Here is a 15,770-nt window from a genome sequence, read left to right as displayed (position 1 = left end):
TTTTGAACTTCCATTCTGCTCAGGAATTATGGGACTTCGAACTCAATTCCTGTTGCACTTAGTTTGACAATTCACTCCAATTCAGCTCTGCCGGGGAACCAGCAGCCAGCCTGTGAGGGGGGGCAGCAGCCGCCGTCCGGGGGCGATTGTTTTTCCGGTCATCCAGTCCCGGGCGGGCCAGGGAACCTCCACCGCCGCCGCCTTCCGGCCGGCGTTGACGGCAGCCAGCACCGGCTCCCCCTCCCCCTGGCGGAAGAAGGTGAGCAGCCGGCCCTGGGCCTGGCCCCAGAGCAGGTTCCCCCGGCGAAGGGCGGGCAGCTCCCGCCGGGCCTTCCCTAGGGCGGTGTACCACTCCAGCAGGGCCTGGTCCTCGCTTCCCCAGGGGTAAGTGCGGCGGTTGAAGGGATCTTCAAACCCCTCCATCCCCACCTCGTCCCCGTAGTACACCGTGGGGGAGCCGGGAAAGGCGAAGAGCACCAGCGCCCCCAGCATCAGCTTGGTACGGCCCAGCAGGTACTGGCTTTCGGTCATGCGGTAGGAGGCCCGCCAGTCCTTGTCGTGGTCCTGTCCGTCGGAGCCGCAGCCCAGCAGGGTGAGAATCCGGGGGGTGTCGTGGGTACCCAGGAAATTCATGGCCGAGCGCCAGGCAAAGGGGGGATAGTTCTCCCGGATGGTCTCCATGGCGGTCCGGAATCCCTCCGCCTCCCCTCCCATCAGGTAGGCCAGCAGGGCGTTGCGGAAGGGGTAGTTCATCAAGCCGTCACAGTGGCCGCCCAAAATATGCTTGCGGCGGACGCCGTAGGCGATTTTGGTGGAGCCGTCCTCCCACACCTCACCGATGACCATGGCGTTGGGATCGGTCTCCCGCACCGCCTGATGGATACCGTGGACGAAGTCATCGGGCAGCTCGTCGGCCACATCCAGCCGCCAGGCATCCGCTCCCGCCCGCAGCCAGCGGCGGACGATGCTGTTCGCCCCGCCGAAGATGTATGCCCGGTAGCTGGGTTCGGACTCGTTGACGGCGGGCAGGGAGTAAATGCCCCACCAGGAGTCGTACTTGTCCGGCCAGTGGGAAAAATTGTACCACTTGTAGTAGGGGCTGTCCTGGGACTGGCAGGCCCCCGCCTCCGGGTAGGAGCCGTCCCCGTTGAAGTAGCGGCTGACAAACCCCTGGTGGTTGAACACCCCGTCCAGCATCACCTTCATCCCCAGCCGGTGGGCCGACTGGCACAGGAGCTTGAAATCCTCCTCGCTGCCCAGCATGGGGTCAATCTTCTCGTAGTCCCCGGTGCCGTAGCGGTGGTTCTCCGGCCCCTCGAACACCGGGCAGAAGTAGATGGTCTCCACCCCCAGGTCCTGGAGGTAGGGCAGCTTCTCCAGCACGCCCCGGAAATCCCCGCCGAAGAAGTCCCGGTTGCGCACCTCCCCCTTGGCGTCGGGACGGTACTCCGGGGCGTCCCCCCAGTCCCGGTGTACGGTGCGGCCCCCCACCATGCCGGCGGGGTCCGGGATGCGGGAACGGCGGAAGCGGTCGGGAAAGATCTGGTAGGTCATTCCCTCTCCGAACCAGCCCGGCACCCGGTCGGTGCCGTCGTAAACGGTGAGCTGGTAGGGACCCAGCTCCTCCTGGCGGCCGTCCAGGCCCACCAGGCGGAAGGAATACCACACCAGGCCCACATAGTCCCCGGTGGGGAGAACCACGCCGAAGACGTCCCGATCCCCCTCCATACCCTTCCACTCCATGGGCAGCTCCAGCCGCTCTTCATTGCGGCTTTCAAAGTAGGCGATGAGCAGCCCCTCGGAAAAGCCTCCGGTGCGCAAGGGCCGCAGGGCCAGATTGACCCGGGTGCCGGCGGGTACGGCGCCGTAGGGCTGCTTGTACCGGACATCCCGGCTGTTAAATGTCTGTGCGTCCAGCAAATGGAAAACTCCCTTCAGCGGAGCAGGGTATTCTCGGTTCCCACCGATTCCATGGTATTCTCCGCGCTGAAATAGTAATCGACGATCTCTGCGGTGGCCTGGGCCAGCTTGCTGCCCGAGGCGCCCCGCTCCACCACCATGGCGATGGCAATCTGGGGGTCGTCATAGGGGGCAAAGCAGACAAACAGGGCGTTGGCCTCCACGTTGGAGGCCACCTGGGCCGAGCCGGTCTTGGCTCCCACCTCCACCGGCAGGTCCTTGAAGTAGGCGGAGGAGCTGCTCTCCGGGTCGTTGGCCACCTCCCACATGCCCAGCTTCACCGTCTCCACATTCTCCGGGTCCAGGTCCAGGGTCCCCAGCAGCCGGGGCTCATACTCGTAGACGGTGGAGGAGTAGTCGCTGGATTTCACGGTTTTGAGCAGGTGGGTGGCGTAGTGGTTGCCCCCGTTCACCAGGGTGGAGATGTAGTTAGTGAGCTGAATGGGGGTGACCATGTTGTTATCCTGGCCGATGACGGCGTTGAGCAGGTTGCCGCCGTACCACTCCATACCCAGGGCCTCGCTGGTCTCCGGCCCGGCCACCCAGCCCTTCTCCTCCCCCAGCTCCAGGCCGGTGGTCTGGCCCAGGCCGAAGGCATAGGCGTACTGCTCCACCCGCTCGATGCCCAGCCGGTGGCCGATGGTAAAGAAATAGATGTTGCAGGAGTCCCGCAGGGCGTCGGCCAAATTTTCCAGGCCGTGGGTGCGCCCGTACTGGCGGTAGTACCAGCACTGAGGGTGCCAGTCGCCATAGGGGTAGTGATCCTCCTCCGGCAGCAGGAGGTAGCCGGTGTCCCGGATCTTCTCCGTGGCCGTCACCACCCCCTCCTCCAGGGCTGCGATGGCCACCAGCGGCTTGAAGGTGGAGCCGGGGGGATAGGTGCCGTTGGTGGCCCGGTTGTTGAAGGGTTTCAGCGGGTCTTCGGCCACCTGCTGGTAGTTTTCGGTGCTGCTGTATACGGTGGACAGGTCAAAGGTGGGATAGGAGGCCATGGCCAGAATGCCTCCGTCGTTGACGCTCTGCACCACCACCGCGCCCCCCTGGGTGTCCTCGGAGTCAATGGTCTCAATGGTGTCGGCCAGCACTTCCTCCACCTTCTCCTGGAGGCGCAGATCCAGCGTGAGCATCACATTGTCTCCCGGTTTGGGCTCCAGGCTTTCGCCGGTCTGGACGTCCACCTTCCAGCTCTCGCTGACCACCTTTCCGCTGGTGGACAGCTCCTGGAGCAGGGTGCCGGACTCCCCCCGCAGGTAGTCCTCAAAGGCGGCCTCCACGCCGCCGATGCCCACCGTGTCGTTCATATTGTAGCCCTTGTCCTTGTACTGATCCCAGTTCTCTCTCTGGATGGCGGCCACCCGGCCCAGCAGGTGGGCGGCGCTGGTGGTGTTGTACTGGCGAACGGTGGTGGCACTCACCGTCACGCCGGTGAGGCTCCGCTCCTTGATGGCGGAGATGACGTCAATGCTCACGTCCTGGGCAAAGATATACTCGGTCTGGCGGACATTCTTGCTGCGGAGGTTTACCTCGTAGAGCACCCCGATCAGCGCCCGGGCGTCGGCGTCGGACAGCGACTCGTCAAGGAGGAAATACTGCCGCAGGCCGGCGATGATCTCCTCCGCCGTCAGGCCCTCCCCCAGCGCCTCCCGGGAGGGGGCGGCGTCCAGGTCCGCCCGGGTCCACCGGTTGGGCAAAATTTTGCTCCCCAGGGGCAGAGCATCCAGCAGGACGCCCAGGTAGTTGAATTGCAGCTTCCCCTCGCTGTCGGTATACACCAGGGGCGTGTCGCTGGTGTAGGTGAAGGGGGCGTCGGCGGAGATGGGCAGGGTATCCGTCCAGACCAGGCCGTTGTCCTGGCAGATGTGGATCAGTTCCAGCAGAATGGCGTTGCGCTGGGCCTCCGCCCCCATGATGGAGGTGTTCAGGGTAATCTCATAGGTGGCCCGGTTGCCCACCAGACTGCGGCCGTACCGGTCCACCACCTCTCCCCGGGCGGCCTCCACCGTCTCCACATTGGCGATCTTCACCGTGGAGGCGGAGCGGTACTCCTCCCCCTTCACAATCTGCAGCTGATAGAGCGTACCGGCAAACACCAGCAGCAGCAGGGCCAGAAGCCCGGCCACCACCAGGGTGCGGACGTGAAATTGCTTTCCTTCCATGGGTTCCCTCCTCGGGGGTCACTGGGACAGGGTCACGCTGTCCTTATGATAAAACATAGCCATCAGGTTGTTGCGCCAGTCCGCCGCCTCGGTGGTGATGTCGGAGCTGTACAGCAGAAGGGGGCGGGTGCGGATGGGGTCGAACACCGGGTCGGTGACCGTCTCATCCAGCAGAATCTCCATCCGGGCCGCCTGCTCCTGATAGTAGGCGGCGGCGGAGCCGTCGGCCAGCTCGGCGGCCGCCCGGACACAGGTCATGGAGCCGTGGCACCGGACCAGGCCCACCACCATCAGCACCAGCAGCGCCGGCGGGACCAGGCCGCGGACCAGGCCGAGCAGCTTTTCCCGCGCCCGGAGCCGGGGCAGCACCGCCCGGCGAAGCCAGCCCAGCCAGTACCACAGATTGAGCAGTACCAGCCAGTAAAAGGACAGATACACGATATTCCGCAGCCGGTCCGGCCCAGCCTTGTCCAGGGCATAAAAGTGGGGGGCGTTCTGGGCGGCGAAGAGCAGGAAGGTGAACAGGGAAAAGGCAGGGGGCAGCGGAAAGGAAAACTTCACCGTTCTGGTCAGCTCCCACGCCACCGGAATGAGCAGCAGAAAGACCAGCAGGCTCACCCAGTTGGGCCAGGCCAGACAGTCCTCCCAGGCCTGGAGAATGGACAGGTTCACCGCCTCCATCGCCCCGATGGGCTGGGTGCCGCCGGTGGCCTGGCGCACCTGATTGCCCGGGGCCAGGATGCTGGCGGCAAAGGGGACGGTCAGGGAGAGGAAGAGCACCAGGCTGGGGAGGAACTTCCCCCGCTCCCGCCACAGAAACCACAGCAGGAACAGCCCCCCGATGAGGGTGGCCAGCAGGGCGGAGACGTAGTTGCTCCCCCCCACCAAAATACCGGCCAACAGGCCGGGGAACACCGCCCACAGCACCTGCCGCCGGGTTTGGGCCAGCTTCAGGGCGGCAAAACGCTCCACCAGCAGCAGCATGACGCCGTAGGTAAAGGTATAGTACACCGCCCCGTTCCACCAGTAGAAGCTGTCCTTGGGGGCTGGGACAAAGTGGATGGACAGCAGCAGGATGGGTACCGCCACAAACACCGTCTGCCGCCAGGTGCCGCCCAGACCCCGGCGCACCAGGGTGTCGGTGAGCTTGAAGGTACCCAGGCACAGGCCGGCCAGCATCACCACCGGGGTGAGCCAGTAGAGGTACTCGGAAATGGTCAGCGGGGTCAGGGCCATCAGGGCCAGGGCGGTGAAGGTACCCTGCCAGCTCTGGTAATACCCCCACATAGTGTGCCACACCTCTCCCCAGAAGCTGCCCCCCTGGAGCAGGGCCTCGTGGGGCAGATAAGCGTAGCAGTAGTCGTCGGAGGTGGGCCAGTCGTACCGGCCCAGGATCAGGAGTGGGACCAGGGTGGCCGCCAGCAGGGCCAGCAGCAGCCAGGGTCCGTATTTTTGCCAGAATGCGCGGATAGCTTCCATGGAGGTCTCTCTTTTCTTCCTTTACAAAACGGTTTTCTTGGGGACCCGGCGGTATACCCATAAAAACAGGGCGTACACCGGAAACACGAAGAGCAGGGAGACCAGAATCTCCCGCCCGGCCAGGCTGAGCATGGCCCCCGGCTCCCCGCTTCCCCGAAGCAGCCGGGCCAGAATACGCACCGCGTCAATGGCGGCCAGGGCCAGCAGGGAGCACAGCAGGCAGCCCAGCAGGTTCTGCCGCAGCAGGTACTGGGCCAGGGCGCCGGCCACCATACCCGCCACGCAGATGCCGATGGTCATGGCGCCGTTGGTGCCGAAATACACCGCGTCGCACAGCATACCCACTCCCAGGCCGAAGCCGGCGCCTGCCACCGCCCCCTCCAGCACCGCCACGGACACGGCGGCCAGGGGGAGAAGCATGGGGGTCACCGGCAGCAGGGGAAGCCGGTTGAGGAGAAAACACTCGCAGAACCACACCGGCAGCAGCGCCAGGGCGTATACCCCCCATTTGATGAAAAAGTCCTGAGTGGTCACGGAACAGACTTCCTCCTTGGCTCACTCCACGATGGTGAAGTCCTTGATGATGAAGACCTGCTTGAGATTGTCCAGGTCGGTCTCCGGTACGATAACGGCGTACTGGCTGATGCCGGAGGCGTCGGTGCGCACCTCCTCCACATGGCCGGCCACCAGTCCGGAGGGGTAGACGCCTCCCCGGCCGGAGGTGGTCACCAGGTCGCCGGACATGAGCTGGCTGTTTTCCGGCAGGAAGGTGAGCTTCAGCTTCCCCTCCCCCATGAGGGCAAAATCTCCCTCCAGAATGGCGGCGCCCCCGGTGCGGGAGATCTGGCCGCCCAGTTCGGTGTCCGAGTCGATGAGGGTGCGCACCGTACACCAGTTCTCCCCCACCTCGGCCACTATGCCCACCAGGTTCCAGTAACCGTCCACCACGCAGTCGTCCGCCTCCACTCCCTGGGCGGAACCCTTGCTCAGGGTGAGGGTGGAGGCCCAGTTGGAGGCGGAGCGGGCGGTGACCATAGCCGACTCCAGCTCATCAAAGCTGCGCTCCTTTGGCCGCAGGTCGATCACGTTGCGCAGCCGCTCGTTCTCCTGGAGGGCGGCCTCGTATTCCCGCTCCTTCTCCTCCAGCTCGGCCAGGCGCTTTTTCAGCTCCTCGTTCTCCTGCTTGAGCTGCTCCTGCTCAAAGGCGTCGGAGTAGCGCTCCTCCGTCCAGTTCACCACCGCGTTGATGGCACCCCGCACCGGAGTGGTCAGCACATTGGCCAGGTTGGAAAAGGGGTCGGCCACACCCCCCAGCAGGGCGGACACCACCGCCGTCACCAGGGCCAGCAGAATGGCCGCGATGAGGATCAGCAGCCCGTTGCGCCGGAAAAAATCTTTCACGCTTCCGTCCCCTTATTCCCGCCCGGCGGCCAGAGAGAGGCAATCCACCCCCAGCGTCCGCAGCAGCTGGCCCAGCCGGCACACCGGCAGGCCCATCACATTGTAGTAGTCCCCCTGGATGCCCTCCACCAGCAGGGCGCCGTAGCCCTGGATGCCGTAGGCTCCCGCCTTGTCCATGGGCTCCCCGGTGGCAATATACCGGTCGATTTCCTCCCCGCTCAGCTCCCGGAAGGTGACGGTGGTCTCCTCGCTCACCGTGTACCGCTCCTCTCCCCGGAGCACCGTCAGGCCGGTATACACCTGATGGCGGCAGCCGGAGAGGGTGGAGAGCATCTTGAACGCCTCCAGCTCGTCCGCCGGCTTGCCCAGCACCGCCCCGTCCAGGGCCACCACCGTGTCGGCGGCAAGGATGATGGGGCAATCCCCCTCCTGCGCCTGCACCGCCAGGGCCTTTTCCAGAGAGATACGGCGCACCAGCTCCTCGGGGGGGAGGCTCCGGTCCATATGCTCCTCAATGTCGGGGGTGACCACCCGGAAGTCCCGCACTCCCATCCGCTCCAGCAGCTCCCGCCGCCGGGGGCTCTGAGAGGCCAAAATAATCTCCATGCCGTTGTTCCTTTCTTTGCCGTCTAGCGCCCGGTGGAGCCGAAGCCCCCGGCGCCCCGGCTGGTCTCCTCCAGCTCTGCCGTGATCTCCACCTCCGGCGTCACCACCGGGGTGAGCACCAGCTGGGCGATCCGGTCCCCGGGCTGGATGGTATAGGGGGTGTGGGAAAGGTTGGTCAGTCCCACCTGAATCTCCCCCCGGTAGTCGCTATCGATGACCCCCACCCCGTTGGACAGGGCAATGCCGTGCTTGATCCCCAGCCCAGAGCGGGCGAACACCAGGGCCACATACTCCGGCCCCGGCAGGGCGACGGCAACGCCGGTGGGAATGCGCACCAGCTGCCGGGGGGAGATGGTCACCGCCTCGTCCAGGCAGGCCCGCAAATCCAGGCCGGCGGAACCCTCCGTGGCCCGGCTGGGGAAAGGAATGTCCGTCCCCACCTTGGGGGACACCGCTTTCAGCTTCAGCTTCATAAATGGTTACTCCACATCGCGATAATACAGGCCCCTGGTGTACTCGTTGGGACTCCAGCTTCCCTGACCCAGGTACCGCTGGGTCACCTGGACGCACTCCCGGGGGTTTTCGGTGGTAAACAGCAGCCGCTGCGCCCACAGGCCGATGTGCCTGTAGTCGGCGGCCTTGTCCGCCAGAAAGAGCTTTTGGGAATTCAAAAGCTCGTTGCGGCAGCCGGGGGCCTTCACCACCGGGAACCGGGCGCCCTTCCGGTCGGTGAGGATGTTGGTGTTCTGGCAGGCGCACTGGCCGGCGCGGTTTTTGATGATGCAGTTCTCCATGAGCATCAGGGGCAGCCGGCCGTAAGTAATCAGCTCGGTGTCCAGGCTCTTGGAGATGTCCCGAATCTGGGCCAGTTTCAGCTCAAAGGACAGGGTGAGGGAGGCCAGGCCCAGCCGCTTATATTCTTTCACCGCCTGGGAATTATAGACCTCCAGCCCAAAATCCCCCCGGAGGGTGAAGCCCAGCGCCCGAGCCACAGGGAGCAGGCCCAGGTTCCCGACGAGGGCGTCCTTCACCCCCAGGTCCTTCACCCGCCGCAGCTGCTCTTCCACCTGGTCCATCTCCCGGTCCCAGGCCACCCGGGGCAGGATCACCCCGATCCCCGTCCCCGCCGGAGCCTGGGCCTTCTCCGGGTGGGCGGCCAGCTCCTCCAGAGGGAGGTACACCAGGGCGGGTCCCAGCTCCAGCAGCTCCTTTGTCACCTGCTCCGCCGTGCGCACCGAAATGGTGAGGGCGGGGGACTCCTTCCGGTTTTCGTACCGGGCGCCGGGGCGGAATTCCCCCCGCCGCCGCCGGGGCGGCTGCTCCCGCTGCCTGGTCAGCCCGTCCAGTGCCTCCCGCCGCAGGGCGTTGAGGGTGGCCAGAGGGAGAGACAGCCCCTCCTCCACCAGAGCGCGCACCCTGGCACAGCGGTAGGGGGTGCCGCCGGTGCGGGAGAGCTGGGTCTCCACCGTATCCGGCGTCAGGGGCCGGGTGCGGGCAGCCTCCGGCACCGGCCCCTCCACCGTCGCCACCCGGCCCTGGGGGTCCTCCACCCCCACCCGGGCGGGCTCATTGGGGCGGAGCATGGCGTAGAAGGTGACGGGGACCCGCTGGGCCTCCCCGCTCTGGTAGGTGTTCCGGGCGGCGGCGAAAAGCTCCTTGGGCTCCTTCTCTTCCTCCCGCACGCCGAACATGTGGGGACCCTTCTGGTCCAGGTAATATCCCTGGGTAAAGCCCTGCCGGGAGAAGGCCGCCCGCAGCTGCTCCAGTTCCGCCGCCGTGGGTTCCCGGTCCTCCCGGATGGCCCGGGCATAGATGCCGGTGACCACCGCCACATACTCCGGCCGCTTCATCCGCCCCTCCAGCTTGACACAGGCCACGCCCATCTTCCGCAGCTGGCGCAGGTAGCCCGCCAGGGACAGGTCCTTCAGGGACAGGGGGTAGGAGTCGGCCTTGTCCATCCAGCCGTACTTCAGCCGGCAGGGCTGGGCGCACAGCCCCCGGTTGCCTGAACGCCCCCCGATGAGGGAGGAGAGAAAGCACTGCCCCGAGTAGCACATGCACAGGGCGCCGTGGGCAAACACCTCAATCTCAATGGGGGCGTGCTGGCAGATATGCTCTATCTGATCCCGGGAGAGCTCCCGGGAGAGCACCACCCGGCTCATCCCCAGGTCGGCGGCCATGCGCACCCCGTCCAGATTGTGGATGGTCATCTGGGTGGAGGCGTGGAGCGGCAGGTCGGGGGCGGCCTGCCGCAGCATCCGCACCACCCCCATGTCCTGCACCAGCACCGCGTCCGCCCCCAGGTCGCTGGCCCGGGCGGCAAACTCCGCCGCTCGGGGCAGCTCCCGGTCGGTGAGCAGGGTATTCAGGGTCAGATAGACCTTGGCCCCCCGCACATGGCAATAAGAAACCGCCGCCGCAAACTCCTCCTCAGAGAAATTCTTCGCGTTGCGGCGGGCGTTGAAGTCCCCGTATCCCAGATACACGGCGTCGGCACCGTTCTGTACGGCCGCCGCCACGGCCTCCATGGACCCGGCGGGAGCCAGCAGTTCCAGCATGGTATCCCTCCCAAAAGGGGGCGGGCGCCCCCTTTTTTATTGCTTCCGGTTTTGCAGCTTGAAGATCTCCCGCTTGGCCTCGGACAGCTCCAGCTTCATCTTGGTGGCCTCCTCCAGATACTCCTTCAGCTGCCGGCGCAGGTTCTCCGCCGTCTCCACCTCTTTAAAATACTCGTCGGCAATGTTGACCGCCGCCAGTACCGCCCCGTCCACCAGGGATACCCTGGACCCGTCCAGGATCTCCCGCACCTTGGCGTCCACATGGGCGGCTACCTTCTCGGTGTAGCTGGGCTCCTCGCTGCCCACCAGGGTGTATTCCTGGCCGGCGATGGTGACGGTGACGCGGTTTTTCATGGGTACCCCTCCTGACCATAGTCATAGCGATTTAGGCTATTATATCACAGATAAAGGAAGATGAGAAATAAATTCTTCGTGAATTTTCCGCCCGCCCATCCCCGGGGATTGAACTGCCGGCGGAGGTTGTGGTATCATAGGGAAAAACCGCAGGGAAGGAGGGGACAGGCATGGGGGAGCTGCTGCTGCCCGGGGAAATTCTGGCCATGGACCGGCGGGCGGCGGGGCGGCTGGTGGCCGCCGGCAGCGGGGACGCCGCCCTGCTCTACCTGTGGCTGCTGGACCGGGGGGGAGAGCTGATCCCCTCCGCCGCCCGGGCGGCCTTGAAGTGGGACGAGGTGCGGCTGAATCAGGCCCTGGCCGCCCTCAAGTCCCTGGGCCTGTCCGACGGCAGCGTGAAGGAGGAGGCCCCGCCCCCCGCCCCTCCCGAGGGGCCGCCGGAATATACCGCTGCCGACATCACCCGGGAGCTGGAGCAGGGGGATTCCCCCTTCCCCGCCCTGGTAAATGAGGTGCAGCGGCGGCTGGGCAAGATTTTGTCCACCGCCGAGCTGAAAATTCTGTACACCCTCTACGACTATCTGGCCCTGCCGGCGGAGGTGATCTGCCTGCTGGTGAGCTGGTGCGTGGAGGAGTTTGAGCGGAAGTACGGCGCCGGCCGGAAGCCCCGCATGTCCCAGGTGCAAAAGGAGGGCTTTGTGTGGAAGCGGCTGGGAGTGGACACCGTCCCCGCTGCCGAGACCCATTTGAAGCGGCAGGCGCACTACCGCGCCCGGGAGGTGGAGGTGCTCCGCCTGCTGGACATTCCTCCCCGGCCCCTGGTGGAGGGGGAGCGGAAGAAGGTGGCCGCCTGGACCGACATGGGCTTTGAGGACGCCGCCCTCCGGCTGGCCTATGAGAAGACGATATACAAAAAGCAGAAGATGGACTGGGACTATATGAACGGTATCCTGGCCCGGTGGCACCGGGCCAATCTCCACACCGTGGCGGAGATTGAGGCGGCGGACACCCCCCGTCGGAAGGGGACGCCCCCCGCCATGCAGAGCCAGCCCAATCCCCCCGGCGAGGCCGACCGCCGGGTGCGGGAGGATGTGGAGCGGATGCGGGCATTTATGCGCAAGCAGAATGAGCAGGGGGGAACGTAAGCCATGGGATATGAACCCGCCGTCCTCCGCCGGGCCGCCAAGCGGCTGGAGGAGCAGCGCCTGGACCGGGCCGCCAGGCAGGAGCAGGCCCAGCGGGAGATTTACGCCAAGCTGCCCCGGGTGGCGGAGATCGACCGGGAGCTGAAGGGGACCATCTACCAGATTATCTCCGCCTCTTTGAAGCAGGGGCGGGACCCGGTTCCCGCCATCGGAGTCATCAAGGACCGCAACCTGGACCTCCAGGCGGAGCGGGCCAGGCTGCTGGCCGAACACGGCTACGCACCCGACGCACTGGAGCTCCGCCCCGCCTGCCCCAAATGCAACGACACCGGCTGGGTGGGCAGCCGGATGTGTACCTGCCTGCGGGCGCTGTGCGCCCAGGAGCAGATTCGGGAGCTGTCCAAGCTGCTGGATCTGGGAGAGCAGTCCTTTGACTCCTTCTCCCTGGACTGCTACTCCCCCCTGCCCTGGCCGGGCGAGCCGGTCTCTCCCCGGGAGAACATGGAATTTATCTACGAGGTGTGCCTCAATTACGCCCAGAAATTCGGCAAGTTCTATTTCCGCAACCTGTTTCTCACCGGGGCGCCGGGGCTGGGCAAGACCTTCCTCTCCGCCTGCGTGGCCCGGGCCGTGTCGGAGCAGGGGTTTTCCGTGGTGTACGACACGGCGGTGAATATCTTTACCCGGTTTGAGGAGCAGAAGTTTGCCCGGGACCGGCAGGAGGCGGGGGAGGCCAAGGACGAGACCCGCCGTTACCTGGGCTGCGATTTGCTGATTCTGGACGATTTGGGCAGCGAACTCACCACCCCCTTTGTCCAGTCCGCCCTCTATACCCTCATCAACGCCCGGCTGACGGCGGACAAGCGGACGGTCATCTCCTCCAACCTGTCCATGGACCAGGTCCGCCAGCGGTATACCCCCCAGATCGCCTCCCGGCTGGAGGGGGAATACCGGGTGCTCCCCTTCTACGGGGAGGACATTCGCCTGCTGCGGAAGGGTCAGCTGTAACCGCTTCGAGGCGCATGTCCCCGAACATGGCGGATTTTGATTTCGTCGCCTGCGGGCGGCGGAACTCTGCGCGGCTTTCCCGCAGGGAAGTTTTTTGCCAAGCTGCCCGCGGCCGCCTGAGGGCGGCCGCGGCCTTTTGTCTTGCTTTCCGGTAAATTTATGATATACTGTTTGGGCTGATTCTTTCACTTTTGTCTGTTATAAGGAGTTCCACATGATCACAGTTTCCGACTTGGGCCTGGCCTACAGCGGCCAGCCTCTTTTCTCCCACGTGGATCTGCAGTTCACCAAGGGCAACTGCTACGGCATCATCGGCGCCAACGGCGCTGGCAAGTCCACCTTCCTGAAAATCCTCTCCGGCCAGCTGGAGGCCACCTCCGGCGAGGTGAGCATCCTGCCCAACACCCGCATGTCGGTGCTCAAGCAGGACCAGAACGCCTACAACGCCTACAATGTGATGGACACCGTCATCATGGGCAACCAGCGTCTTTACGACATTGGCAAGGAGAAGGACGCCCTCTATGAGAAGGAGGAGATGACCGAGGCCGACGGCATCCGGGCCTGCGAGCTGGAGGAGGAATTTGCCGAGCTGGGGGGCTGGGAGGCGGAGAGCGACGCTTCCCGCATCCTCCAGGGGCTGGGGGTGGGGACCGAGTTCCACCAGTCCTCCATGGAGACCCTGGACCCCCGGCTGAAGGTGAAGGTGCTGCTGGCCCAGGCCCTGTTCGGCAGCCCGGACATCCTGATGATGGACGAGCCCACCAACAACCTGGACATCAACGCGGTGAACTGGCTGGAGGACTTCCTGCTGGACTTTGAGGGCACCGTCATCGTGGTCAGCCACGACCGCCACTTCCTCAACACCATCTGCACCCACATCGTGGACATCGACTACAACAAGATCAAGCTCTACGTGGGCAACTACGACTTCTGGTACGACGCCTCCCAGCTCATGCAGAACCTGATGAAGAACCAGAACAAGAAGAACGAGGAGAAGGCCCAGGAGCTGAAGGAGTTCATCTCCCGCTTCTCCGCCAACAAGTCCAAGAGCAAGCAGGCCACCGCCCGGCGCAAGCTGCTGGAGAAGATCACCCTGGAGGAGATCCCCGCCTCCTCCCGCCGCTATCCCTGGGTGGCCTTCTCTCCCGACCGGGAGGTGGGCAAGGACATCCTTTTCGTCACCGACGTATCCAAAACCATCGACGGGGTGAAGGTGCTGGACAAGGTGAGCTTCATCGTGGGTCACGGGGACAAAATCGCCTTCGTGGGGGACAACGAGAACGCCCAGACCGCCCTGTTCAAGATCCTCACCGGGGAGTGGGAACCCGACGAGGGCAGCGTGAAGTGGGGGCAGACCGCCACCTTCTCCTACTTCCCCAAGGACAACACCGCCTTCTTCCAGGACTGTGACGACAACCTGGTGGAATGGCTGCGCCAGTTCTCCCCCGACCCCCACGAGGCCTATCTCCGGGGCTTTCTGGGCCGGATGCTCTTCTCCGGGGACGAGGTGTACAAGCCGGTGAAGGTACTCTCCGGCGGCGAGAAGGTGCGGTGCATGCTCTCCCGGATGATGCTGTCCGGGGCCAACGTGCTGCTGCTGGACCAGCCCACCAACCACCTGGACCTGGAGTCCATCGCCGCCCTGAACAACGGTCTGGAGGCGGTGAAGTGCAACGTGCTGGTGGCCTGCCATGACCACCAGCTCATCCAGACGGTGTGCAACCGGGTGTTCGATTTCACCGAGGACGGTAGGCTCATCGACCGGAAAATGACCTATGACGAGTATCTGGAGAGCCAGAAGGACGCCTGATGCCCGGCTTTTTCCAAAAAATCCGTGCCACAGGGAAAACTCTGTGCTATAATGTGAGATTGATGATTCCCATCCGGAAAGGATGCTGACCATGCGAAAAGAACTACTGATCCCGGCCGTGGCCGTGGCGGGGGGCGCCGCGGGCTTTGCCCTGCGGCGGTGGGAGCTGGCCACCGGGTTTGAGCCGGACACCGGCCTGCCCATTCCGGGGGCGCCCTCCAACCTGGCGCTTATCGTCCTGTCGGCAGCCATGGCGGCGCTGCTGGCCCTGCTGTGCCTGGCGGGCCGGGGACACAGCCTTGCCGGCTACCGGCAGGCCTTCCAGGCGGAGGGCTGCACCGCCTACGCCGGGGCGGGGACTCTCTCCGGCTTTCTGCTGCTGGCGGCGGGGGCGCTGATGGCCGCCCAGCCCCTGACGGGGGGCCAGGTGGTGTATACCCGGCTTATCACCGCCGCCCTGGCCCTGGTCGCCGGGGTGTGCGTCATCCTGACGGTGCGGGACAATTTCCGGGGCCTGGGCAGCGGCAAGTACAGCTTCAAGCTGCTGATGCCCGCCTACGCCTACTGCGTGTGGCTTATCGCCGCCTATCAGGTGCGGGCGGGGGACCCGGTGCGGCTGGACTACGTGTATGAGCTGTTTGCCATCATTACCAGCCTGCTGGGGCTGTACAGCGCGGCCAGCTTCTCCTTTGAGCGGGGGCGGGTCCTCCCAGCCAGTCTGTTTTCCCTGCTGGGGGTGTACTTTTCCCTGGTCACCCTGGCCGACGGACATCAGCTGCCAGACCTGCTGCTGTACGCCTTCTCCATCCTCTACCTGCTCACCAACACCGTCACACTGCTGCGCAACGCCGCCCGGCCGGAGCAGACCGGCCAGGGCGAACATGATACGGAGGGATCTTCCGATGCCTGAGAACAAGAAATTTTATATCACCACCCCCATTTACTACCCCTCGGACAAGCTCCACATCGGCCACACCTACTGCACCGTGGCCACCGACGCCATGGCCCGGTACAAGCGGCTCACCGGCTATGACGTGATGTTCCTCACCGGCACCGACGAGCACGGCCAGAAGATTGAGGACAAGGCCAAGGAGGCCGGCGTCTCCCCCAAGGAGTTTGTGGACCGCATTGTGGAGGGACCCCAGGGCGTCAAGGATCTGTGGAAGCTGATGAATATCTCCAACGACCGGTTCATCCGCACCACCGACGAATACCACGTCTCCGCCATCCAGAAGATCTTCAAGGCCATGTATGAGAAGGGGGACATCTACAAGGGCAAGTATGTGGGCAAGTA

Annotated in this window: 14 protein-coding genes; 5 read left to right on the top strand and 9 right to left on the bottom strand. The window is 64.8% G+C overall.

Annotated elements, in window-relative coordinates:
* Nucleotides 1-81: 81 nt before the first annotated feature.
* Genes Q0J74_RS06310 through Q0J74_RS06270 form a run of 9 tightly spaced genes read right to left on the bottom strand, consistent with a single transcriptional unit; the run spans nucleotide 82 to nucleotide 10,513 of the window.
* Complete coding sequence (locus Q0J74_RS06310; RefSeq protein ID WP_297212292.1) at nucleotides 82-1,920, bottom strand: glycoside hydrolase family 13 protein; 1,839 nt, start codon at nucleotides 1,918-1,920, stop codon at nucleotides 82-84.
* Nucleotides 1,921-1,934: 14 nt separating this feature from the next.
* Nucleotides 1,935-4,115: a penicillin-binding transpeptidase domain-containing protein gene (locus Q0J74_RS06305; protein ID WP_297212289.1), complete on the bottom strand. Its 2,181-nt coding sequence runs from the start codon at nucleotides 4,113-4,115 to the stop codon at nucleotides 1,935-1,937.
* Nucleotides 4,116-4,133: 18 nt separating this feature from the next.
* A complete protein-coding gene (locus tag Q0J74_RS06300) occupies nucleotides 4,134-5,594 on the bottom strand; it encodes a DUF6056 family protein (RefSeq protein ID WP_297212285.1) in 1,461 nt (486 codons plus the stop codon).
* Between the two features lie 21 nt (nucleotides 5,595-5,615).
* Entirely contained in the window at nucleotides 5,616-6,128 is a 513-nt protein-coding gene (locus Q0J74_RS06295; protein ID WP_297212282.1) for a rod shape-determining protein MreD, read from the bottom strand.
* Between the two features lie 21 nt (nucleotides 6,129-6,149).
* Nucleotides 6,150-6,995, bottom strand: coding sequence for a rod shape-determining protein MreC (gene mreC / locus Q0J74_RS06290; protein ID WP_297212279.1), 846 nt, complete (start codon nucleotides 6,993-6,995; stop codon nucleotides 6,150-6,152).
* Between the two features lie 12 nt (nucleotides 6,996-7,007).
* Nucleotides 7,008-7,601 (bottom strand): Maf family protein, encoded by a 594-nt coding sequence (locus Q0J74_RS06285; protein WP_297212276.1) that lies wholly within the window; start codon nucleotides 7,599-7,601, stop codon nucleotides 7,008-7,010.
* Nucleotides 7,602-7,624: 23 nt separating this feature from the next.
* Complete coding sequence (dut, locus tag Q0J74_RS06280) at nucleotides 7,625-8,074, bottom strand: dUTP diphosphatase (protein ID WP_297212273.1); 450 nt, start codon at nucleotides 8,072-8,074, stop codon at nucleotides 7,625-7,627.
* A 6-nt stretch (nucleotides 8,075-8,080) separates the two neighbouring features.
* Nucleotides 8,081-10,159, bottom strand: a complete 2,079-nt coding sequence (locus Q0J74_RS06275; protein ID WP_297212270.1) for a U32 family peptidase — start codon at nucleotides 10,157-10,159, stop codon at nucleotides 8,081-8,083.
* 36 nt (nucleotides 10,160-10,195) lie between these two features.
* A complete protein-coding gene (locus tag Q0J74_RS06270; protein ID WP_297212267.1) occupies nucleotides 10,196-10,513 on the bottom strand; it encodes a cell division protein ZapA in 318 nt (105 codons plus the stop codon).
* A 170-nt stretch (nucleotides 10,514-10,683) separates the two neighbouring features.
* On the opposite strand from Q0J74_RS06270, the gene Q0J74_RS06265 reads away from it, so the two are divergent.
* The 5 genes from Q0J74_RS06265 to Q0J74_RS06245 form a co-directional block, all read left to right on the top strand.
* The gene (locus Q0J74_RS06265) at nucleotides 10,684-11,658 is read left to right on the top strand and encodes a DnaD domain protein (RefSeq protein ID WP_297212264.1); all 975 of its coding nucleotides are present in this window, start codon (nucleotides 10,684-10,686) and stop codon (nucleotides 11,656-11,658) included.
* Nucleotides 11,659-11,661: 3 nt separating this feature from the next.
* Complete coding sequence (locus tag Q0J74_RS06260) at nucleotides 11,662-12,666, top strand: ATP-binding protein (protein WP_297212261.1); 1,005 nt, start codon at nucleotides 11,662-11,664, stop codon at nucleotides 12,664-12,666.
* A gap of 214 nt (nucleotides 12,667-12,880) precedes the next feature.
* A complete protein-coding gene (locus Q0J74_RS06255) occupies nucleotides 12,881-14,476 on the top strand; it encodes an ABC-F family ATP-binding cassette domain-containing protein (RefSeq protein WP_297212258.1) in 1,596 nt (531 codons plus the stop codon).
* A 91-nt stretch (nucleotides 14,477-14,567) separates the two neighbouring features.
* Complete coding sequence (locus Q0J74_RS06250; protein ID WP_297212255.1) at nucleotides 14,568-15,386, top strand: hypothetical protein; 819 nt, start codon at nucleotides 14,568-14,570, stop codon at nucleotides 15,384-15,386.
* Nucleotides 15,379-15,770: class I tRNA ligase family protein (locus tag Q0J74_RS06245; protein ID WP_297212253.1), on the top strand; the 392-nt coding region annotated here is incomplete at its 3' end. The genes Q0J74_RS06250 and Q0J74_RS06245, both read left to right, overlap by 8 nt.

It is taken from the genome of uncultured Flavonifractor sp., assembly GCF_944387675.1.
In the GTDB taxonomy this organism is placed as follows: Bacteria; Bacillota; Clostridia; order Oscillospirales; family Oscillospiraceae; genus Flavonifractor.
This window is presented reverse-complemented; position numbering and strand designations above follow the sequence as displayed.